The sequence below is a fragment of the Rhizobium sp. 62_C5_N11_2 genome, from assembly GCF_051811185.1.
Lineage (GTDB): Bacteria > Pseudomonadota > Alphaproteobacteria > Rhizobiales > Rhizobiaceae > Rhizobium > Rhizobium leguminosarum.
In genome coordinates, this window is record NZ_JBPWPW010000001.1 from 2980410 (window position 1) to 3003266 (window position 22857).

General features: G+C 61.7%; 18 protein-coding genes. 12 read left to right on the forward strand and 6 right to left on the reverse strand.

Features of this window, described 5'->3' with window-relative positions:
- Positions 1-640 precede the first annotated feature (640 nt).
- Entirely contained in the window at positions 641-1114 is a 474-nt protein-coding gene (locus tag AB8B31_RS15005) for a DUF2306 domain-containing protein (RefSeq protein ID WP_130652815.1), read from the reverse strand.
- Between the two features lie 47 nt (positions 1115-1161).
- Between AB8B31_RS15005 and AB8B31_RS15010 the strand changes: the two genes are divergently transcribed.
- Positions 1162-1938: a LytTR family DNA-binding domain-containing protein gene (locus AB8B31_RS15010; RefSeq protein WP_130652816.1), complete on the forward strand. Its 777-nt coding sequence runs from the start codon at positions 1162-1164 to the stop codon at positions 1936-1938.
- Between the two features lie 269 nt (positions 1939-2207).
- Complete coding sequence (gene carB, locus AB8B31_RS15015; RefSeq protein ID WP_112904308.1) at positions 2208-5696, forward strand: carbamoyl-phosphate synthase large subunit; 3489 nt, start codon at positions 2208-2210, stop codon at positions 5694-5696.
- Positions 5697-5773: 77 nt separating this feature from the next.
- Here carB and AB8B31_RS15020 read toward each other — a convergent pair whose 3' ends face one another.
- Together AB8B31_RS15020 and AB8B31_RS15025 are read right to left on the reverse strand one after the other, a co-directional pair.
- Positions 5774-7228 carry a UdgX family uracil-DNA binding protein gene (locus AB8B31_RS15020; RefSeq protein ID WP_130652817.1) on the reverse strand — a complete coding sequence of 485 codons (1455 nt, stop codon included), beginning with the start codon at positions 7226-7228 and terminating at the stop codon, positions 5774-5776.
- On the reverse strand, positions 7228-8460 hold the full coding sequence (locus AB8B31_RS15025; protein ID WP_028732917.1) for a putative DNA modification/repair radical SAM protein: 1233 nt from the start codon (positions 8458-8460) through the stop codon (positions 7228-7230). Before AB8B31_RS15025 ends, AB8B31_RS15020 begins: the two co-directional genes overlap by 1 nt.
- Before the next feature lie 253 nt (positions 8461-8713).
- Here AB8B31_RS15025 and greA point away from each other — a divergent pair, with 253 nt between their 5' ends.
- Both greA and AB8B31_RS15035 read left to right on the forward strand, forming a co-directional pair.
- Positions 8714-9190, forward strand: a complete 477-nt coding sequence (gene greA, locus AB8B31_RS15030; RefSeq protein WP_003541639.1) for a transcription elongation factor GreA — start codon at positions 8714-8716, stop codon at positions 9188-9190.
- A 27-nt stretch (positions 9191-9217) separates the two neighbouring features.
- Positions 9218-10276, forward strand: a complete 1059-nt coding sequence (locus AB8B31_RS15035; protein WP_130652818.1) for a glycosyltransferase family 4 protein — start codon at positions 9218-9220, stop codon at positions 10274-10276.
- A gap of 73 nt (positions 10277-10349) precedes the next feature.
- Here the strand turns inward: AB8B31_RS15035 and AB8B31_RS15040 are convergent, their stop codons facing one another.
- Positions 10350-11684, reverse strand: coding sequence for a dicarboxylate/amino acid:cation symporter (locus AB8B31_RS15040; RefSeq protein ID WP_018242998.1), 1335 nt, complete (start codon positions 11682-11684; stop codon positions 10350-10352).
- A gap of 224 nt (positions 11685-11908) precedes the next feature.
- Between AB8B31_RS15040 and AB8B31_RS15045 the strand changes: the two genes are divergently transcribed.
- The gene (locus tag AB8B31_RS15045; RefSeq protein WP_130652819.1) at positions 11909-13777 is read left to right on the forward strand and encodes an ATP-binding protein; all 1869 of its coding nucleotides are present in this window, start codon (positions 11909-11911) and stop codon (positions 13775-13777) included.
- 4 nt (positions 13778-13781) lie between these two features.
- Complete coding sequence (locus AB8B31_RS15050) at positions 13782-15128, forward strand: sigma-54-dependent transcriptional regulator (RefSeq protein ID WP_439007463.1); 1347 nt, start codon at positions 13782-13784, stop codon at positions 15126-15128.
- 32 nt (positions 15129-15160) lie between these two features.
- Here the strand turns inward: AB8B31_RS15050 and AB8B31_RS15055 are convergent, their stop codons facing one another.
- A complete protein-coding gene (locus AB8B31_RS15055) occupies positions 15161-15628 on the reverse strand; it encodes an Lrp/AsnC family transcriptional regulator (protein ID WP_003541645.1) in 468 nt (155 codons plus the stop codon).
- A 231-nt stretch (positions 15629-15859) separates the two neighbouring features.
- Between AB8B31_RS15055 and trxB the strand changes: the two genes are divergently transcribed.
- The 6 genes from trxB (at position 15860) to AB8B31_RS15085 (ending at position 21793) form a co-directional block, all read left to right on the forward strand.
- Entirely contained in the window at positions 15860-16834 is a 975-nt protein-coding gene (gene trxB / locus AB8B31_RS15060; protein ID WP_130652821.1) for a thioredoxin-disulfide reductase, read from the forward strand.
- A gap of 22 nt (positions 16835-16856) precedes the next feature.
- Positions 16857-17753 carry a LysR family transcriptional regulator VtlR gene (locus tag AB8B31_RS15065; protein ID WP_018446649.1) on the forward strand — a complete coding sequence of 299 codons (897 nt, stop codon included), beginning with the start codon at positions 16857-16859 and terminating at the stop codon, positions 17751-17753.
- 553 nt (positions 17754-18306) lie between these two features.
- A complete protein-coding gene (locus AB8B31_RS15070) occupies positions 18307-18600 on the forward strand; it encodes an ArsR/SmtB family transcription factor (protein ID WP_018484589.1) in 294 nt (97 codons plus the stop codon).
- A 1-nt stretch (position 18601) separates the two neighbouring features.
- The gene (locus AB8B31_RS15075) at positions 18602-19768 is read left to right on the forward strand and encodes an MFS transporter (protein ID WP_130652823.1); all 1167 of its coding nucleotides are present in this window, start codon (positions 18602-18604) and stop codon (positions 19766-19768) included.
- 25 nt (positions 19769-19793) lie between these two features.
- Positions 19794-20918 (forward strand): alkene reductase, encoded by a 1125-nt coding sequence (locus AB8B31_RS15080; protein ID WP_018243004.1) that lies wholly within the window; start codon positions 19794-19796, stop codon positions 20916-20918.
- 74 nt (positions 20919-20992) lie between these two features.
- A complete protein-coding gene (locus AB8B31_RS15085; protein WP_018243005.1) occupies positions 20993-21793 on the forward strand; it encodes an aminoglycoside phosphotransferase family protein in 801 nt (266 codons plus the stop codon).
- Here the strand turns inward: AB8B31_RS15085 and AB8B31_RS15090 are convergent.
- Positions 21790-22812, reverse strand: coding sequence for an NAD(P)H-binding protein (locus AB8B31_RS15090; RefSeq protein WP_130652824.1), 1023 nt, complete (start codon positions 22810-22812; stop codon positions 21790-21792). The two genes, AB8B31_RS15085 and AB8B31_RS15090, sit on opposite strands and share 4 nt — an antisense overlap.
- Between the last annotated feature and the right edge of the window lie 45 nt (positions 22813-22857).

A 22857-nucleotide genomic window follows, 5' to 3' on the forward strand; every position in this document is an offset into this window, starting at 1 on the left:
CCGCCGATACAGTCGAGAGGTACCGGTGTCGCCGAACTGACCACCGACGCCTTCCCGCGCCACTTACCGCAGTTCTCCTGTTAAATAAGACACCCGCCCGCATTATATCGCCCCTCAAAATACCCTTAGAGATTGACTCTAAACGGGATTCAACCGCAATTAACAACCCAGTCGCGAAAAGAACTAGCGGGTGTTCAGAAATTGTCACAGGCGCGGGTGAAAAATGACACCGGACCGCTCGGCAAGCGGCCGCGAGTTCAGCCGCCATTATCTTGGTGAGCTAAGGTCGTGGGCCCCGACCAAGCGAAAGACTGGCGCGCCCTAGTCGTCTTTTGCCCGCGCTTCAAGGCCTCGTCTTCGGGTCGCTTGAATCTCAAGGGTTTTCTATAAGTGGGGCCGCATTTTCTGCCAATTGAATTTCCGTCCCACTTTCGTTGACCGCATCCCTTAGTTTTCAATGGCTTGCGATTTGAACGCTTGGGCCGGTCAGCCGCTGGCCGCCGTTTAGTGCCGAGATCTTGCGCGCAAACTCTCCGCTCGCTTCCGCCGCTTCCCCCCAAAACCCCTTACAGATCAGACGGTCCCGCGAATTCCCGGTAATTCCCAGATAATACCGGTTAGTGCCATGTGCTCTTGCGGGTTACATCACCGCCGCAGCAAGGGCAGCCGGCCATTCCGCTCCGGTGAAGACGACCGCATGCATGATCCGGCCAGGCACGAAAGTGAACAGGCCGGCAAGGACGATGCCGCCGAAATAAAGGCCGGCGACGATGCGTTTGTGCAGACGGATATCGCCGCGGCGGGCCGCCGCGATCGCATTCCAGCTGCCGAACAATGTTGCGATCGACAAAAGATGGATCGGGCTGAACCCGTAGAAGAGATCGAGTTGGTGAATGAAGAAACTTGATATTGCCGTTACAATCATCAGCACCATCCAGATCCTGCCGAGCAGCCGGTGCAGCGGCGTGCCCTTGGGGCGCAGCAGGATATAGGCGCCGAGAAGGGCCGCCGGCGTAACAGCGGCGACATGGATCTGAACGGCGAGCGGGGCATCGAAGAGCGGTTCGAGGGTCATGAGCGGCATCCGGTTGAATTCGATCGCTCTTTCCGCCAAGACTTCATCTGCCTCAATCCGAACCGCGCGAACGGCAGGAAAACTTCGTGATTCACCCCTTCTTGCAATCCACGCTTCGCGAATTGCAGGTCTTTCTCCACTCCCGGCGCTTCTGGGGAACCTTTGCCGCGATCGTCCTGCTCTTTGCCTTCACCGGCCCCTACGGCACGATGCAAAGCATGGCCTTCGGCGAACGCCTCGCCTATTGGCTGAGCCTGCATGCCCTTGCCTGGGTGATCGCCATCCTCTACGCGGTCGCGGCCGAAAGACTGCTGCGGGAGGTGATCGTTTCCATGTTCGCCCGCATGATGACGGGTTCGCTCGCCGCCGCCCTGCCGATCGGCTTTGCCATCGGCCTCGTCGACTATGTCTTCACCGGCGAAACGACCACGCTGCAAAGCGGCCTGCAGCACGCGCTTTTTGCGGTGCCGCTCTGCGCCGTCTTCTGCCTTTTGACCTATATGGCGATGAGCCAGAAAATCGCCGAAGCCGCAGCACCTCACGAAACCAGCCCCGGCGCCTCGATCCTCGACCGGCTGAAGCCTGAAAACCGTGGCTCGCTGCTGCGCCTTTCCGTCCAGGATCACTATACCGAGGTGGTGACCGGCCGCGGGCGCGAACTGGTGCTGCTGCGTTTTGCCGACGCGCTGAAGGAAACCGCCGCAACGCCGGGCCTTCGCGTTCATCGCTCGCACTGGGTGGCCGACGCCCATGTCGAAAGCCTGAAACGCGACAATGGCAGGCTGCTGATCCTCACCCGCGACGGCACGAGAATCCCGGTTAGCCGCAGCTATGCCGAGGATGTGCGCCGCCGCTTCACCTAAAGAAGACGCGCCAAACACTTGACGGGACTCCCGCTTTCGCTCTTCCGGAAGCAGGGCGGCGGCGAAATCCGGGTTGCGGTCGTGTCTGATGGAAAATAGTCTTTCGCGCCGTGTTGGATTCCTGTCGATTCCGCGATTTATGGGGTTCCGTTTGCAAATACATTTGCCTATAAGCCGCTTCTAGCCTGAAAAGACCCAGCATGCGCGACCCGACCCGGTGATCTCCCACCCTGGCCGGCTTTCTGCGCAGCCAGAAAACGGAAGCACTCATGCCGAAGCGCCAAGATATCAAATCGATCCTCATCATCGGCGCGGGACCGATCGTCATCGGCCAGGCTTGTGAGTTCGACTATTCCGGCACCCAGGCCTGCAAGGCGCTGAAGGAGGAAGGCTACCGCGTCATCCTCGTCAACTCCAACCCGGCGACGATCATGACCGATCCGGGCCTTGCCGACGCCACCTATGTCGAGCCGATTACCCCCGAAGTCGTCGCCAAGATCATCGCCAAGGAGCGCCCGGATGCGCTGCTGCCGACCATGGGCGGCCAGACGGCGCTGAACACCGCGCTTTCGCTGAAGCGCATGGGCGTGCTCGACCGTTACAATGTCGAGATGATCGGCGCCAAGCCCGCCGCCATCGACATGGCCGAGGACCGCGCGCTGTTTCGCGAGGCGATGGCCCGTATCGGGCTGGAAACCCCGCGCTCGATGCTGGCGAACGCCACCGACATCAAGGACCTCGACCGCAAGACGCACGAGGCCGAGCGCAACAAGCTGCGCGAAAGCCTCTCCGGATCCGATCTCGACAAGGCGCTGGACGAGCTGGAAAACCAGTGGAACCTCGGCGAGAGCGACCGCAAGCAGCGTTATATGAGCCATGCCATGGCGATTGCCGCCCAGGCGATCGACCATGTCGGCCTGCCTGCCATCATCCGCCCCTCCTTCACGCTCGGCGGCACCGGCGGCGGCATCGCCTACAATCGCTCGGAATTCTTCGAGATCGTCGGCGGCGGCCTCGACGCCTCGCCGACCACCGAAGTGCTGGTCGAGGAATCGGTGCTCGGCTGGAAGGAATATGAAATGGAGGTCGTCCGCGACAAGGCGGACAACTGCATCATCATCTGCTCGATCGAGAACATTGATCCGATGGGCGTCCACACCGGCGATTCGATCACCGTCGCGCCGGCGCTGACGCTGACGGACAAGGAATACCAGATCATGCGCAACGCCTCGATCGCGGTGCTGCGCGAAATCGGGGTCGAGACCGGCGGCTCGAACGTCCAGTTCGCCGTCAATCCGAAGGACGGCCGTCTCGTCGTCATCGAAATGAACCCGCGCGTCTCGCGCTCGTCGGCGCTCGCCTCGAAGGCCACCGGTTTCCCGATCGCCAAGATCGCCGCCAAGCTCGCGATCGGCTATACGCTGGACGAACTGGATAACGACATCACTGGCGGCGCAACGCCTGCCTCCTTCGAACCGTCGATCGACTACGTCGTCACCAAGATCCCGCGTTTCGCCTTCGAGAAATTCCCCGGCGCCTCGCCGGTGCTGACGACCGCGATGAAATCGGTCGGCGAAGTCATGGCGATCGGCCGCACCTTCGCCGAATCGCTGCAAAAGGCGCTGCGTGGCTTGGAAACCGGCCTGACGGGCCTCGACGAGATCGAGATCCCCGGCTTTGAAGAGGGCGAATCCAGCCAGAACGCCATCCGCGCCGCAATCGGCACACCGACGCCCGATCGCCTGCGCATGGTCGCCCAGGCGCTGCGCCAGGGCATGAGCGAAGCCGAAGTCCACGAGGGCTGCAAAATCGATCCCTGGTTCATCGCCGAACTGAAGGCGATCGTCGAGATGGAGGCCCGGATTCGCGAGCACGGCCTGCCTGATGATGCCGCTAACCTGCGCATGTTGAAGGCCATGGGCTTTTCCGACGCGCGCCTGGCGACGCTAACCGGCAAGCGCCCGAAGGAAGTCGCCGAATTCCGCAACAGCCTGAACGTCCGGCCTGTCTTCAAGCGCATCGATACCTGTGCGGCCGAATTCGCCTCGCCGACCGCCTATATGTATTCGACCTATGAGACGCCTTTCGTCGGCGCCGCTCGCTCCGAAGCTGAAGTGTCGGACCGCAAGAAGGTTGTTATCCTTGGCGGCGGCCCGAACCGTATCGGCCAGGGCATCGAGTTCGACTATTGCTGCTGCCACGCCGCCTTCGCGCTCAAGGATGCGGGTTATGAGGCGATCATGATCAACTGCAACCCGGAAACCGTCTCGACCGACTACGATACGTCGGACCGCCTCTATTTCGAGCCGCTAACGGCCGAAGACGTGATCGAGATCCTGCGGGCAGAACAGGAAAAGGGCGAAGTCGTCGGCGTCATCGTCCAGTTCGGCGGCCAGACGCCGCTGAAGCTCGCCGAGGCCCTCGAAAAGAACGGCATCCCGATCCTCGGCACCGCGCCCGACATGATCGACCTTGCCGAGGACCGCGACCGCTTCCAGAAGCTGTTGATGAAGCTCGACCTCAACCAGCCGAACAACGGCATCGCTTATTCGGTCGAGCAGGCCCGCATGGTTGCCACCGAAATCGGCTTCCCGCTGGTCGTGCGTCCCTCTTACGTGCTCGGCGGCCGCGCCATGCAGATCCTGCATTCGGAAGGCCAGTTGCAGACCTACCTGCTCGATACCGTGCCTGAACTCGTGCCTGAGGATATCAAGCAGCGCTATCCCAACGACAAGACCGGCCAGATCAACACCCTGCTCGGCAAGAACCCGCTGCTCTTCGACAGCTATCTCAGCAACGCCATCGAAGTCGATGTCGACTGCCTCTCCGACGGCACCGATGTCTATGTTGCCGGCATCATGGAGCATATTGAGGAAGCCGGCATCCATTCCGGCGACAGCGCCTGCTCGCTGCCGCCGCGGTCGCTGTCGGTCGAACTGCTCGACGAGCTGGAGCGCCAGGCCAAGGCCATGGCCAAGGCGCTCAATGTCGGCGGCCTGATGAACGTTCAGTTCGCCATCAAGGATGGCACCGTCTACGTTCTCGAAGTCAATCCGCGCGCCTCGCGCACCGTGCCCTTTGTCGCAAAGACCATCGGCGCGCCGATCGCCAAGATCGCCGCCCGCGTCATGGCCGGCGAGAAACTCGATGCGACCTTCGCCGCCTATGGGCAAAAGCCCGATCCGCGCAAGCTGAAGCACATCGCTGTCAAGGAAGCCGTCTTCCCCTTCGCCCGCTTCCCCGGCGTCGACACGCTGCTCGGCCCGGAAATGCGCTCGACGGGTGAAGTCATCGGCCTCGATACCGATTTTGCGCTGGCTTTCGCCAAGTCGCAGCTTGGCGCCGGCGTCGAGCTGCCGCGTGACGGGACGGTCTTCGTCTCCGTCCGCGACGCGGATAAGCCGCGCGTGCTGCCGGCGATCCGCATCCTCGTCGAGCAGGGCTTCAAAGTGCTGGCGACCGGCGGCACTGCCCGCTTCCTTGGCGAAAACGGCATCACCGCTACCAAGATCAACAAGGTGCTCGAAGGCCGTCCGCACATCGAGGACGCGATCCGCAACCGCCAGGTCCAGCTCGTCATCAACACCACCGATGGCAACAAGGCGATCTCGGACTCCAAGTCGCTGCGCCGTGCGACGCTGATGCAGAAGGTGCCCTACTACACGACGATGGCAGGCGCAGAGGCCGCCGCCCAGGCGATCAAGGCGCTGAAAGCCGGCAATCTGGAAGTGCGGCCGCTGCAGAGCTATTTCGCCTGAGATACGGAACGCCATCGCTCGATGAGCGATGGCGCCAGCCTTGCCGCTGAGGCATCGCCGGAGGCTTCGGAATCAGTTTATGCAGCCGCCAGCATAAGGCGCTGAATTGTCAGCATATCTTCGCGAAATCGTGCCAGTTCATCCGCTTTCAGCCGCTCGTCGGGAATACGCAGCAGATAGGATGGATGCACCGTCACGAAGAGCGTTCGCCTCTCGTCGATCGCGACCGCTTTCCCCCTGACATCCTGCAGCCGCTGTTTCGTATCGGTCAGCGCCGCGAGCGCAGTCGCCCCCATCGCAACGACCAGCTTCGGCTTGATCAGCGCCATCTCCAGATCGAGCCACCAGCGGCAATGCTTCACCTCGCCCATATTAGGCTTCTGATGGATGCGACGCTTGCCGCGCGGCTCATATTTGAAATGCTTGACGGCATTGGTGACGTAAAGCGATGAGCGGTCGATGCCCGCTTCTTTGATCACTTGATCGAGGAGCCTGCCGGCAGGACCGACGAAGGGGCGCCCTGATATATCCTCCTGGTCGCCCGGCTGCTCGCCGACGAACATCACCTCGGCATCGCGCGGCCCCTCCCCGAATACGGTTTGCGTCGCCTTCGCATGAAGCGGACAACGGGTGCAGACGGCAGCTTCCGCGCGCAGTGCTTCCAGCGTGCCCGCCGGCGCTTCGGGCGCGGCAGGAATAGTGCGCGCGGCTTCCTGCAGGCGATCGTGAAAGGGCAACGATTGGGTCGCCTCCCGCGCGGCCATGGCCCGCACCTTGCTCTCCGCCGATGCGATCAGCCCGGGGATGAGATCGGCTTCCGCCAGGTTCTTCCAGTATTTTTTCGGCATCTCCGCCTGCATCGCCTTCAGCTTCAACCGCGCCGGATTGAAAATGCTGGCGTAGTAGGTGCGCCAAAGTTCATCGGCAGCATCGGTGAGATTGGGTTTTTCGCACGGCTCGTCGCTCATCGTCAGCCGCTCGCCGTCCCAGGCGGCCGAACCCTTGGGCGTGGCGATCAGCCAGTCCATGTCGGTGAAGCGCCGTTGGAAGAAGGGCGCTGTGCGCCTGACGATATGATGATCCGGCTCGAACCAGGCGAGGAATTTTCGACGGTCCGCCGATACCGCACCGACCTCCTTGAAGCGGACGAAGGCCGTCATCTTGTGCGCGTCGCGTCGAACGTTTTTCGCCATCAGCCTGGCATGGGCAACGTCCTCGTCGGAAGCCACTTCCAGCAGTTGCCGGTCCAGTTGCAGCCGCCAGAGCAGACGGTAAAGCAGGGAAAAGCGCGCCGGGTCGGTATGGCAGAGAACTGTCTGCGCGAGCTCGATGAAGGCGGGCGGCACCGTCATCGGCTTACGTGCCGTGACAGGCGCCGGCGGCATGGCGTCGCGTTGAAACGCAAGGTCCGCCTCCGCGCCTTTTTCGCGCCAATCGATCTCTTCCGGCAGGATGCCCGCAGCCGCGAAAGCGCGCGCGGCGTCACGCCATTCGGCAAGCTCCCCTCGTCCTGCAAGCACGACCCGGCGCATCACAGCAACGACAATTGTTCAGGTTGCGGTTCGAACATGGCGCGAAGGTCGGGGCGCTCGATCAATCGGCGCGGCGACCAGCCTTCCGCCGAGATGAAGGATTGGACCTTCTTGATCGAAATGCCGAGCCGCTGGAGATCGTCCAACCGCAACCGGCGAAACCGCCGAGCCGAAACGATCGCTTTGACCGTCTTGGTGCCGAGCCCCGGCACGCGCAGCAACCGTTCACGCTCGGCCCTGTTGATATCGACGGGAAACTCGGCCCGGTTGGCGAGCGCCCAGGCAAGTTTGGGGTCGAGCGTGAGATCGAGCATGCCACCCGCCTGGTTCGCGGTGATCTCGTCGATGCCGAAACCGTAGAATCGGTAGAGCCAATCGGCCTGATAGAGCCGGTGCTCGCGCATCAGCGGCGGCTTGATCAGAGGCAGATTTTTCGACGAGTCCGGGATGGGGCTGAAGGCGGAATAATAGACGCGCTTCAGGCCGTAGCTGCTGTAAAGCCGGCCGCTGGTCGCAAGAATCGTCGCATCGTTCGCCCCGTCGGCGCCGACGATCATCTGCGTGCTCTGGCCGGCCGGCACGAAACGCTGACGCTTCTTCGTCCGCAGCGTCGGTTCGCTGGCGGCCTCGATCTTCAGCCTCAGATCTCCCATCGATCGCCGGATATTGGCAGGCTTCTTTTCCGGCGCGAAGCGGGTGATGCCGTTATCCGTCGGCAACTCTATATTGAGCGACAGCCTGTCGGCATGAAGCCCCGCCTCCTCGATCAGACGCGGTGACGCCTCGGGGATCGATTTCAGATGGATATAGCCACGGAAATTATGGGTCACACGCAGTTCGCGGACGATGCGGACCATCTCTTCCATCGTGTAATCGGACGAACGAATGATGCCGGAGGAAAGGAACAGGCCTTCGATATAGTTGCGGCGGTAGAATTCCAGCGTCAGCCAGATGACCTCCTCGGGCGTAAAGCGCGCCCGTTCGACATTGCTCGACGAGCGATTGACGCAATAGGCGCAGTCGTAGATGCAGAAATTGGTCAGCAGTATTTTTAGAAGCGAAATGCACCGCCCGTCCGGTGCATAGGCATGACAGATGCCGGATCCCTCGGTCGAACCGAGCCCGCCACTTGCCCGGGAATCACGTTTCACCGTGCCGCTGGAAGCGCAGGAAGCGTCATATTTCGCGGCATCGGAAAGGATGGCCAAGCGTTCTGTGAGCGACTTCTTCATTAGTATGTTCACTATATGTTCTCTTGTGCGGAGTCAATCGGGACGATCGGATTTCTGCCCATTCTCAAGGCGCACCACCTGATATCGGGGCGGGCGGCGTTTCTCTTATGCGAATTTTCTGGAAATCGGCCGTGGCGATCTGCTATAAGCGTCCGACTAAGATTGTGGCACGGTTCCGAAGCTCCCCTTCGGGACCTGTTTTCTTTTGTGTTCGCCGCTGATTGTGCGGATACGAGGATTGAAGGACAGAAAAATGGTTGAAAAGGTACCGATGACACCGGGCGGTTTCGTCAAGCTGCAGGAAGAGCTGCGCTGGCGCCAGCAGGAGGAGCGCCCCCGAATCATCGAGGCGATCGCCGAAGCCCGTGCTCATGGCGACCTTTCCGAAAACGCCGAATACCACGCCGCCAAGGAAGCCCAGAGCCACAATGAAGGCCGCATCAGCGAGTTGGAAGACCTGACGGCGCGCGCCGAGGTCATCGACCTCACCAAGATGTCGGGCGACAAGATCAAGTTCGGCGCCAAGGTGAAGCTCATCGACGAGGACACCGAGGAAGAAAAGACCTACCAGATCGTCGGCGACCAGGAAGCCGACGTCAAGGCCGGCCGCATCTCCATCTCCTCGCCAATCGCCCGTGCGCTGATCGGCAAGGAAGTCGGCGATTCCATCGAGGTCAACGCGCCGGGCGGCTCCAAGGCCTACGAAATCCTCCAGGTTTCCTGGGGCTGATCGCCCGCGAGCCGCGAGACCCCTCCCTTGCCTGATATCCGTGACGTCGAGATCATTGCGCCCAATTTCAAGCGCCGGCTCTCCGGCGTCACGTCGACGATCGTCCAGCTCATCCCGTGCCAGATCCGGCTCGGCATCAAGATCGCGACACTCGGCCCCGGCCTGCCGGAGGACCTGCCGAAACTGAAGTGGCGGCAGCTCCTCGGCCTTTGGCGCCCGCCGGCGCGCCCGCGCCGGCGTGTCTGGCACGCTCGCCGCAACAACGAGATGGCCGTCGGCATCCTGCTTCGCCATCTCACGCGCATGCCGCTGAAGCTTCTCTTCACCTCGGCCGCGCAACGCCGCCACACCGCCTATACGAAATGGCTGATCCGTCGCATGGACGCCGTTATCGCGACCAGCGACCGTTCCGGCTCGTTCCTCGAGGTGCCGCACACGGTCATCCAGCACGGCGTCGACCTTGCTCTGTTCCATCCGCCGGAAACCGCAGAGGACGGCATCGCCGCCACCGGCCTGCCCGGCCGCCATCTCGTCGGCTGCTTCGGCCGTGTGCGCCATCAGAAAGGCACTGATCTTTTCGTGACGGCGATGATCGAACTCCTGCCGCAGCATACTGAGTGGACGGCAGTCGTCTCCGGCCGCGTGACGGCGGAGCACGTGGCATTCGCAGACAAACTCAAGGCGGACGTCGCCGCCGCCGGACTGAGCGACCGTATCCTCTTTCTCGGCGAAGTGCCTGACATCAAGATCTGGTATCGCCGCCTGACGCTTTATGTCGCCCCCTCCCGCAACGAGGGCTTCGGCCTGACGCCGCTCGAAGCCATGGCCTCGCGAACCGCGGTGGTGGCATCGGATGCGGGCGCCTATGCCGAGCTCATCGTCACGGGCGAGACAGGTTCGGTCGTCGCCGCCGGCGATGGCGAGGCGCTGACGCGGGCAATCGCGCCCTATATCGCAGATCCCGTTCTGGCGCTCGCGCATGGCGAGAATGCGCTGCGGCATGTCAGGGCGAATTTCGCGCTGGAGAAGGAAGCAAGTGCGATCGGCGCCGTTTATAACAGTCTTCTCGGCGACAATCGCAGCTGAAGCCGAAAAGAGAAACGGCCCGTTGGATGACGGGCCGCTGCAGGGTTTCTAAGGATAAGGGGATAGCGGCTGACTATTCGGCCGGCTGCAGCCCGGCAGCCGAAGTATCCTCTCCGGTCTGGCCGCCCAGTGCTGCGGCGAGTTGCACCGTATCCAGCTCGTTTTCCCAACGTGCCACGACGATCGTCGCCACCGCATTGCCGACGAGGTTGGTCAGCGCCCGGCATTCCGACATGAAGCGGTCGATGCCGAGAATGAGTGCCATGCCAGCGACCGGCACGGATGGGACGACGGAGAGCGTTGCGGCAAGTGTGATGAAGCCGGCGCCGGTGATGCCTGCGGCACCCTTCGAGCTCAGCATCGCCACCAGCAGCAGCAGGATCTGGTCACCCCAGGAGAGATGGATGCCGGTTGCCTGAGCAATGAACAGCGCTGCCAGCGTCATGTAGATGTTGGTGCCGTCAAGATTGAAGGAATAGCCGGTCGGGATGACGAGGCCGACGACCGAGCGCTTGCAACCGGCCTTTTCCATCTTGTTCATCAGCCCCGGAAGTGCGGCTTCCGAAGACGAGGTGCCGAGGACCAGCAGCAGTTCTTCCTTGATGTAGCGCAGCAGCGCCACGATCGAGAAGCCGTTGTAGCGGGCAACAGCACCGAGAACGATGAAGACGAAGAGCAGAGACGTGATGTAGAAAGTGCCGATCAGCATGGCAAGGTTGGCGATCGATCCGACGCCGTACTTGCCGATGGTGAATGCCATGGCGCCGAAGGCGCCGATCGGGGCAGCCTTCATGAGGATGGCGACGAGCTTGAACACGGGAGCCGTCAGGGAATTGAGGAAGTTGACGACCTGCTCGCCCTTTTCGCCGACCATGGCGAGCGCGATGCCGAAGAGCACCGAGAAGAACAGAACCTGCAGAATATCGCCATCGGCAAAGGCGCCGACAATCGTCGTCGGGATGATGTTGGTGAGGAAGCCGACGATGCTCTGCTCATGCGCCTTGGCGGCAAAGGTGGCGACGGCGGCCGGATCCAGCGAGGCCGGATCGATGTTCATGCCGGCGCCTGGCTGGACGACATTGGCGACGATCAGGCCGATGATGAGCGCCAATGTCGAGAAGGTCAGGAAGTACAGCATCGCCTTGCCGGCGACGCGGCCGACCTTCTGCAGGTCGCTCATGCCGGCAATGCCGGTCGCAACCGTCAGAAAGATCACCGGCGCAATGATCATCTTGACGAGCTTGATGAAGGCATCGCCGAGCGGCTTCAGCTGGGTGCCGAGTTCGGGATAGAAATGACCGAGAAGGATACCCGCAGCGATGGCCACGAGAACCTGAACGTAAAGATGGCTATAAAAGGGCTTCTTGCCCTTGCTGCCTGCGACTGCATCGAGTGGTGCTGCGATCATGATGTCCTCCTAGTGGCTCGTCCGGAACGAACTCCGGCCTCCCGAGCCGTTCGCTTCAAGTCCAACAGCTCAGCCGTTGTTGCCACCTCCTTCGCAATCGCCGTGCCAGTTTTAAGCCGCCAACCAACCGATTGAATTTATTAATGAAAAATTTACGAGACTGCTGACAACTCATTAATCAATGCGGAAATCCGCACAAATCCATTTGCGTTTCGTGCAGAACAATGCACAAATCCGCCATGTCCGTGTCGCAGAAATTGTGGCCTTCCCTGCCCCTGCAACACCGCATCCGCCGGATGTGGTGGGCCTATGCCGCGCTCGCCTTCCTCGCCGTCGTCGCAAGCCTTTGGACCAGCGGCGAGATCGGCCAGCACCGGGCGGAGGCTGCCCTCGAGGAGCAGGCCCGCATGGATGTGACGCTGAATGCGGCGTTGCTGCGCACGGTCCTCGAAAAATACCGGGCGCTTCCCTTCGTGCTGTCGCAGGACACCGCGCTCGCCGCGGCGCTGGTGGGAAACGATGCCGGCACGTTCGAGCGGCTCAGTCAGAAGCTGGAAATGCTGGCGGCGGGCACGAAGGCCGCCGTCATCTATGTCATCGACAAGGACGGCATCGCGGTTTCGGCCAGCAACTGGCGCGAGCCGACGAGCTTCGTCGGCAATGACTACCGCTTCCGGGAGTATTTTCAGGGGGCGGTCGAACGAGGACAGGCCGAGCACTTCGCGCTCGGCACGGTCAGCAAGAAACCGGGTCTTTATATCTCGCAGCGGATTTCGGGCAGCAATGGCTTGCTGGGTGTCGTCGTGGTCAAGGTCGAATTCGACGACGTCGAGGCGGATTGGAACGCCTCCGGCACCCCGTCCTACGTCGTTGACGAGCGTGGCATTGTCCTCATCACCAGTCTTCCATCATGGCGGTTCATGACGATCGGCCGGATCGCCGAAGACCGGCTGACAGCGATCCGCGAAAGCCTCCAATTCGGCGCTGCGCCACTTCAACCCCTGCCCCTCGACATGGTCCGAAACCTCGGCGAAGGGCTCGATGTCGTCGAGATCGTCATGCCCGGCGATGCCGGGAAAACCAGGTTTCTCGATGTCGCAACGTCGGTGCCGGCGACCGGATGGCATTTGCAGCATCTGGTGGCGCTGGGGCCGTCCGTCGATGCGGGGATTCGCGAAGCCCGCATGCTGGCATTGCTCATACTCTTGCCACTGCTGGCCGGAGCAGCCTTCCTCTTGCGCCGCCGCCATACGATCGCCCTGCGGATCTCGAGCGAACAGCAAGCACGAGAGGAACTGGAACGGCGGGTAGTCGAGCGGACGCTGGATCTCAGCCAGGCGCGGGACCGGCTGCAGGCTGAAATCATCGGCCACAAGAGCACCGAGCAAAAGCTGCAGGCGGTGCAGCAGGATCTGGTGCAGGCCAATCGGCTGGCCATCCTGGGCCAGGTGGCCGCCGGCGTCGCTCATGAGATCAACCAGCCGGTGGCGACCATCCGTGCCTATGCGGATAACGCCCGCACCTTCCTCGATCGCGGCCAGACTGCGCCTGCCGGCGAAAATCTCGAAAGCATTGCGGCGCTGACGGAGCGCATAGGTTCGATCACCGAGGAGCTGAAGACCTTTGCCCGCAAGGGCCGCGGCAGCGCCGAACCAACAGGATTGAAGGACGTCATCGAGGGCGCGGTGATGCTGTTGCGCAGCCGGTTTGCCGGCCGCATGGACACGCTCGACATCGACCTGCCGCCCGACGAACTGCAGGTGATGGGAAACCGGATTCGTCTCGAGCAGGTCCTCATCAACCTGCTTCAGAACGCCCTGGAGGCGGTGGCGCCGAAGGCCGGAGAGGGTCGCGTCGAGATCAGAACATCAACTGACGCGGGGATGGTAACGGTGACAGTCGCCGACAACGGCCCCGGCATTCCCCCGGAAATCCGTAAAGGCTTGTTCACGCCGTTCAATACCTCGAAGGAAAGCGGTCTCGGCCTTGGCCTCGTCATCTCCAAGGATATCGTCGGCGACTACGGCGGCCGGATGGACGTTGCAAGCGACAGCGGTGGTACCCGGTTCATCGTTCAGCTGAGGAAGGCTTGAGGTCATGGACACACTGATGCCCGTTGCGCTGATCGACGACGACAAGGATCTGCGCCGTGCCACCGCGCAGACGCTCGAACTCGCCGGATTTTCCGTTTCCGCCTACGACGGTGCGAAAGCCGCGCTGGCGGACCTGCCGGCGGACTTTGCCGGCCCCGTCGTCACCGATATCCGCATGCCCGAGATCGACGGACTGCAGTTCTTCGCCACGCTGCAAGGGATGGACGTCGACCTGCCGGTGATCCTGATGACCGGCCACGGCGATATTCCCATGGCCGTTCAGGCGATCCAGGACGGCGCCTATGATTTCATCGCCAAGCCCTTCGCAGCCGATCGGCTCGTGCAGAGCGTGCGTCGCGCAAGCGAAAAGCGTCGGCTTGTTCTGGAGAACCGCATGCTGCGCAAAGCAGCCGAAGATGCGCAGGAGAATTTGCCGCTGATCGGCCAGACGCCTGTGATGGAAAACCTCAGAAACATTCTTCGCCACATCGCCGATACCGATGTGGATGTGCTCGTCGCCGGCGAAACGGGCAGCGGTAAGGAAGTGGTCGCCCAGATCCTGCATCAATGGAGCCACCGCCGGAAGGGCAATTTTGTGGCGCTGAACTGCGGCGCCCTGCCCGAAACCGTCATCGAAAGCGAGCTGTTCGGCCACGAGGCCGGCGCCTTTACCGGCGCCCAGAAGCGCCGCACGGGCCGCATCGAACATGCAAGCGGCGGCACGCTGTTCCTCGACGAGATCGAAAGCATGCCGGCCGCTACGCAGGTCAAGATGCTGAGGGTGCTGGAGATGCGCGAAATCACGCCGCTCGGCACCAATGAGGTGCGCCCCGTCAATCTTCGCGTCGTCGCGGCTGCCAAGATCGACCTCGGGGATCCCGCGGTTCGCGGCGATTTTCGCGAGGATCTCTATTACAGGCTGAATGTCGTGACGATCTCCATTCCGCCGCTGAGAGAACGGCGGGACGATATTCCGCTTCTGTTTTCCCACTTCGCCGCTCGCGCCGCGGAGCGCTTCCGTCGCGATGTCCCGCCGCTTTCACCTAATGTACGGCGACATCTGGCCTCGCACACATGGCCAGGCAATGTCCGCGAGCTCTCGCATTATGCCGAACGCGTGGTGCTTGGCGTGGAAGGCGGCGGAGCGGCAGCGGTCCCTCCTCAGCCGACGGGTGCGACGCTCCCCGAACGGCTGGAACGCTACGAGGCGGAGATCATCCGCGACACGCTGTCAGCCAATGACGGCGACGTGCGCCGCACCATCGAGGCGCTCGGCATTCCGAGAAAGACGTTTTATGACAAACTTCAGCGCCACGGCATCAACCGGGGCGGCTATAGCTCGCGCAAGTAATCCGTGACGACGATTAACCTGCCAAGGTCGTTTTAGACTTCGACCAGTCCCAGCTTCTTCACCTGCCGGATCGTCAGCATGGTGCGCACGGTATCGACATGTTCGTTCGCCGTCAGCACCTCGATGACGAAATCCTGAAAGCGGGTGAGGTTCTCCGCCACGCAATGCAGCAGGAAATCGCTGTCGCCCGAGACCATCCAGGCCTGGCGCACCAGCGGCCATTCGGCGGTGGCAGCGGCGAAGGCCTTGAGATTGCCTTCCGACTGGTGCTTGAGGCCGACCATGCAGAAAGCGACGAGGTCGAAGCCGAGCTTCGGGCTGTTCAGCATCGCGTGGTAGCCCTCGATGATGCCGGCTTCCTCGAGCTTGCGCACACGGCGCAGGCAAGGCGGCGCCGAGATGCCGACGCGATCGGCGAGCTCCACATTGGTCATGCGGCCATCGGCCTGCAGTTCCCGGAGGATCTTTATATCGATGACGTCGAGTTCCGCACGCCCCACATCATTGCCTTTCTTTAATTCTCCGCGGGGAGCTTCTATATAAAGCCGCGGAATACGCAAGAAAGTTTCACGCCGATGACGGATTCTTGCACATCTGGGCGATTTGCCTTGTTGGTAACGCAAGGCTGCCCTTGAATAAAAGCATTGGACGTTCATAAATGGCGCATGGACCGCGAAACGGCCGCAATCGCCACTTAGCCGCCGCCCTCCTGCCAGTCGAAAGGAAATGACATGCCCGCCCGCCACACCAAGGTGCTCATCATCGGTTCCGGACCCGCAGGCTATACTGCCGCGGTCTATGCCGCGCGCGCCATGCTGAAACCGGTTTTGATCGCCGGTCTCGAACAGGGCGGACAGCTGATGATCACCACTGATGTCGAGAACTATCCGGGCTTTGCCGATCCGATCCAGGGTCCCTGGCTGATGGAACAAATGCTGCAGCAGGCAAAACATGTCGGCGCCGAAATCGTCAACGACCTCGTGACCGAAGTCGACATGAATCAGCGTCCGTTCGTCGCCCGCACCGACAGCGGCCAGGTCTGGACCGCCGATACGCTGATCATTGCCACCGGTGCCAAGGCCAAATGGCTCGGCATCGAGAGCGAGCAGCATTTCCAGGGCTTCGGCGTTTCGGCTTGCGCCACGTGCGACGGTTTCTTCTATCGCAACAAGGACGTGATCGTGGTTGGCGGCGGCAACAGCGCCGTCGAGGAGGCGCTCTATCTCTCCAACATCGCCAAGTCGGTTACATTAGTGCACCGGCGCGACTTCTTCCGAGCCGAGAAGATCCTGCAGGAACGCCTGTTCTCCAAGGAGAATGTCAAGGTGCTGTGGAATACCGAAGTGGCCGAAATAACAGGCACACCGGCCAAGCCGCCAATGCCGCAATCCGTATCCGGCGCGCGCCTGCGTGACGTCAGAACCGGCACGATCACCGACATGGTGATCGATGGCGTCTTCGTCGCGATCGGCCATGCGCCGGCAACCGAACTCTTCAAGGAAAAGCTGAAGCTGAAGGACAATGGCTATCTCTGGACCGCGCCGGATTCGACCGCGACCAGCCTGGACGGGGTCTATGCCGCGGGCGACGTGACGGATGATACGTTCCGCCAGGCGATCACTGCCGCCGGCCTGGGGTGCATGGCTGCACTTGAAGCCGAGCGATATCTGACGGGCCACATGCCCGTCGCCGTGGCCGCGGAGTAAGATCGGCATGAGGGGTGGGGGAATGCCATTGGATTGGGACAAGCTGCGTATTTTTCACGCAGCTGCCGAGGCGGGTTCGTTCACGCATGCGGCGGATAAACTGCATCTGTCCCAATCCGCCATCAGTCGCCAGGTCAGCGCGCTGGAGCAGGATGTCGGCACCAAGCTGTTTCACCGCCATGCACGCGGCCTGATTCTGACGGAACAGGGCGAACTGCTTTACCGCACCGCCCATGACGTGCTGCTGAAGCTCGAAACCGTGAAGATGCAGCTCACCGAGACGACCGAGACGCCATCCGGCAAGCTGCGCGTCACGACGACGGTCGGTCTCGGCCAGGGCTGGCTGACCGACAAGATCCAGGAGTTCCTGCAGCTTTATCCCGATGTGCAGATCCAGCTGATCCTCGACAACGAGGAAGTGGATGTGAACATGCGTCATGCCGACTGCGCGATCCGCCTGCGCCAGCCGCAGCAATCCGACCTCATCCAGCGCAAGCTCTTCACCGTGCACATGCACGTCTATGCGGCCCCGTCCTACATCAACCGCCACGGCGAGCCGCAGAAGGTCGAGGATCTCGACAATCACCGCATCATCACCTTCGGTGAGCCGGCGCCGAGTTACCTGCTCGACGTCAATTGGCTTGAGGTCGCCGGCCGCTCCTCCGACAACAAGCGCATCCCGCATCTGCAGATCAACAGCCAGACCTCGATCAAGCGCGCCGCCCTGCTCGGAATCGGCGTCGCCTGCCTGCCGGATTACATCGTCGGTCGCGACCCCGGCCTGATTCAGCTGGCGATCAATGCCGACGTCCCCTCCTTCGACACCTATTTCTGCTATCCAGACGAGATCAAGAACGCCGCCAAGCTGAAAGCCTTCCGCGATTTTATCGTCAGCAAGGCCAGAAACTGGAACTTTTGAGCCCGGTTTTATTGATGAATCGTCGACTATGCAGAACGTGCATGACTGGCATGCACAAATGAGGGTTGCCGTTTGCCCAATAAACCACCATATCGCACATAGCTGATGCACATGGTGGCTTTTCCTCCCAGTTCCACCGCATTAGCTGTTCCCCTCTGGAGGTTTTTGACCTTCACACTTATAAGGGCCCTGGTTTTCCAGTGGCCCTCTTTTTTTGCCCTTACTTCCTCGATAAATGCCGCACCGCAAAAAAATTGTGCGGCGCATAGCAGACATGCACAAAAAAGCATTGAAACCTGCTCAAGGAAGCACCATATCTCTCTGAGCTGATGCATCTTGTGGTTTCTCTCCCAGTACCACCGCATTAGCTGTTCCCCTCTGGAGGTTTTTGACCTTCACAATTACAAGGGCCCTGGTTTTCCGGTGGCCCTCTTTTTTTGCCCAAAATTTGCGCACTCACTAAAAACCACGGCCTCACGCCTCCGTGATTTGCATATCGAAACCTGCCGATCATTATATCGATTAAACACGATTTATAGTTCGGCGAATGACGATGGACAAAGACGAAATTATCAAGGCCCTCGCCCATCCCACCCGGATGGACATTCTGAGCTGGCTGAAAAACCCCGAGGAACACTTCCCCTCGCAGGAGCATCCTTTCGAAATGGGCGTCTGCGCCAGCCAGTTCGAGCGCTGCGGCCTGTCGCAGTCGACCGTTTCGGCCCATCTCGGCACGCTGCATCGCGCCGACCTCGTCACCACCAAACGCGTCGGCCAGTGGATCTTTTACAAGCGCAACGAAGAAACGATCGCCGCCTTCCTCAAGCAACTGACGCAGGATCTTTAGAATGCCCCTCGCCCTCCTCGTCCTCGCCTTGAGCTCGTTTGCGATAGGCACCACCGAATTCGTCATCATGGGTCTGTTGCCGGAGGTGGCTGCCGATCTCTCGGTCAGCATCCCGCAGGCCGGGTGGCTGGTCACCGGTTATGCCCTGGCGGTCGCGATCGGCGCCCCTGTGATGGCCGTTTCGACTGCGAAGCTGAAGCGCCGTACCGCCCTGATTGCGCTGATGGCATTCTTCATCGCCGGCAACCTGCTTTGCGCTCTGGCGAGCGATTATTGGGTGCTGATGATCGCCCGAGTCGTTACGGCACTCTGCCATGGCGCCTTCTTCGGCATCGGCTCGGTGGTTGCCGCCGGCCTCGTCGCCGAGGATCGCAAGGCCCGCGCCGTCGCGCTGATGTTCACCGGCCTGACACTTGCCAATGTTCTTGGCGTGCCGCTCGGCACCGCGATCGGCCAGGCCTATGGCTGGCGCGCCACCTTCGGCGTTGTCACCGTCATCGGTATCGTCACCATATCAGGCCTGATCGCCATCCTGCCCAGGGATAAGCAGCAAAAGAACGGCAGCATCCTGCGTGAGATCGCAGCCCTCAGGAATGGCCGCCTGTGGCTGGCACTCTCCACCACCGTCTTCTTCGCCGCCTCTATGTTCGCTCTCTTCACCTATATTGCGCCGCTGCTGCGCGACGTCACCGGCGTTTCGCCGGAAGGCGTCACCTGGACGCTGTTTCTGATCGGCCTTGGACTGACCATCGGCAACCTCGTCGGCGGCAAGCTTGCCGACTGGCGGCTCGGCGCGACGCTTGCCGGCGTCTTCGCCGCGATCGCCACGACCTCGATCGCCTTCAGCTATACGAGTCGCTTCTTCATCCCGGCTGAAATCACCCTCTTCCTCTGGGCGATGGCAAGCTTTGCCGCCGTGCCGGCGCTTCAGGTCGGCGTCGTCGGCTTCGGCAAAGACGCTCCGAATCTCGTCTCGACGATCAACATCGGCGCCTTCAACACCGGCAATGCGCTCGGCGCTTGGGTGGGCGGCGTGGTCATCGACGCCGGTTTCGATCTCACCCGCGTTCCGCTCGCCGCAGCCTTGATGGCCCTGATAGGCCTCGGCGCGACGGCACTCACCTATCTCTCCGCCAGGGGCCGGGCCGCCCTCGCCCCTGCCGAGTGATCCTCCCGCAAAAGAAAGGACCATCATGGCCAAGCTTTTCGAACCCACGAAAGTCGGCGACATATCAGTCAAGAACCGCATCGTCATGGCGCCACTCACCCGCAACCGATCGCCGGGCGCAATTCCCAACGACCTCAACGTCGAATATTACCGCCAGCGCGCCACATCAGGCCTGATCATCACCGAAGCAACCGCGATCACCCATCAGGGCCAGGGTTATGCCAACGTGCCTGGTCTCTACACCAAAGAGGCTCTCGACGGCTGGAAGCGCGTCACCGACGCGGTCCATGCATCAGGCGGCAAGATCGTCGTCCAGATGTGGCATGTCGGCCGCATCTCGCACACGACATTGCAGCCGAACGACGGCAAGCCGGTTTCATCGACCAATCGTGTCGCCAAGGCCAAGACCTATCTGGTCAATGCCGACGGCACCGGCAGCTTTGCCGACACCTCCGAACCACGCGCGCTCGAAACCGCCGAAATCCCCGGCATCATCGAGGATTACCGCAAGGCCGCACGGGCGGCGATCGACGCCGGCTTTGACGGTGTCGAGATCCACGGCGCCAACGGTTACCTGCTCGACCAGTTCATCCGCGACGGCGTCAATGACCGTACTGATGCATATGGCGGCTCGATCGAAAACCGCACCCGCCTGACTTTCGAAGTCGTCGATGCCGTGGTGAAGGAAATCGGCGCCGGCCGCACGGCGATCCGCATCTCACCGGTGACGCCGTCCGGCGAAAGCTACGATTCCAACCCGCAGGCGACCTTCACCCATGTCGTCGAGGGACTGGCCAAACACGACCTGGCCTATATCCATGTCATCGAAGGCCAGACCGGCGGCGAACGGGACTATAAGCAGGGCGACAATCCCGCCTTCGATTACAAGGGACTGCGCCAGACTTACGAAAAGGCTGGCGGCAAGGCCGACTGGATGGTCAACAATGGCTATGATCGCGATCTGGCGATCGACGCCGTCGCAAGCGGCCGCGCCGATCTCGTCGCCTTCGGCAAGCCTTTCATTGCCAATCCCGATCTCGTCGAGCGCCTGGTACACAATCTGCCGCTCAACACGCCCGACCAGTCGACCTTTTACGGCGGCACCGGCAAGGGCTATATTGACTATCCCGTCCTCGAAAAAGTCGCCTGAACCTTTCACACGCGAATGGGAATCCCGCCGAAAGGCGGGATTCCCATTTTCACGACCTCTCAGTAAGTTGCACCATGTTTAGTCCCCATCTTGATCGCTGGTCGCTGATATCAGACGGTGAACCCATCATCACCCATTCCAGCCGCCTGCTGCCGGTCCGCTGGCAGGGCAGGCCAGCCATGCTGAAAGTGGCGGCCGATATCGACGAACGTTATGGCGCGCTATTGATGCAATGGTGGGACGGCGACGGCGCAGCCTATGTCTACGCCCATGAGGGCGACGCCGTGCTGCTGGAAAGGGCGACGGGAAAACGCTCATTGCTTGCCATGGCGATGAACGGCGAGGACGACGAGGCAAGCCGCATCCTCTGCCGGACAGCGGCACGGCTGCATGCGCCGCGCGAAAAACCGCTTCCCGATCCCATACCCCTCACCCGCTGGTTCCGCGATCTGGAGCCGGCAGCAGGCAAGCATGGCGGCACGCTTACCGATTGCTCGGCGATCGCCAACACCCTCCTTGCCGATCAGCGTGAAGTCACCATCCTCCACGGCGACATCCACCACGACAATATCCTCGATTTCGAGGCACGCGGCTGGCTGGCAATCGATCCGAAGCGGCTCCATGGCGAACGCGGCTTCGATTTCGCCAATATCTTCGCCAACGAGGAACTGCCAACGATCACCGATCCCGCCCGTTTCCGCCGCCAGCTCGCCATCGTCTCAGCAGAGGCGAAACTGGAGCCGAAGCGGCTGCTGCGATGGATCGCCGCCTATTCCGGTCTTTCCGCCGCCTGGTTCCTCGGCGATCCGAATATTCAGCAGGCAGAGACAGCCCTGACGGTCGCCCGGATCGCGCTGGCCGAACTCGAGAGCTAACCCGCGTTCTGCGACGGGTGCCCGATAAGGGCGGCCGCGGCTTGACGGTGCGGTTCGGGCAGGCAGCCAAGCGCCACGAGCGAAGCCCTGACCGCCTCGTCGATCGGCGTCTGCGGCTCCTTGCCGAGTTCGGCCGTAAGCCTGGTATTCCGCATCCGCACCGGCACCTTCCAGAGATAGCGCATCTCCTTGATCTCCCGCATCACGGGAACGAAAGGAGCGGTCAGCGGCACGATCCACCAAGGGAAGTTGCCGATCTTCGCCCTACCGCCGACGACGCGCTTGATCGCTTCGGCCATCTGCATGCCGTCCGCATCCCAGAAGCCCTCCATGTGATAGACGGCGAAAGGCGGCAGTCGATCGGCCCGCTCGACGAGTTGGGCAATGGTTTCTGCCATGTCGGGCAGGTAGGCCCATTGATGGCCGATGCCACGCCGTGCCGGGTTCCTGATCGTGCCGACCGGCTTGCCTGGGGTCACGAGGCCGGACGAAAACCAGCTATTGGCCGTCGTGCCTGGACCGAAGAAATCCCCTCCCCTGACGATGATGGCGCCGGCGCCGGACTGCGACGCCGCCTTCAGCCGCTTCTCCATTTCGACGCGGATCGCCCCCTTCTTCGTCACCGGATTCTGTGGGCTTTCTTCCGTCGGCGCCGGCTGGGCATCGGGACCAAAATTATAGACGTTGCCCGGCAGCACGACGCGCACGCCGACTACGCGAGCAGCGGCGATGGTATTGTCGAGCATCGGCAGCACCAGCGTTTCCCAGTCGCGATAACCGGGCGGATTGACAGCATGGACGATCAGGCCGACGCCTTCAGCCGCCCTCAGGACGTCGCCGGCATTCATCGCATCGCCCTGCACCCATTCGAAAGCCGGCTCGTTCCTCGACGCTTTGGCGGCGTCACGGTTCAGCGCCCGGATGCGCCAGCCGCGCGCAAGCAGCTTGCGGGCAACCGCGCCGCCGATACCGCCTGTGGCGCCGAGAATGAGGGCCGTCGTCTTCATTTTGCTGCTCATGACAATCATCTCCTTCGATCGGATGAGAGGATCATGCCCCCAGAA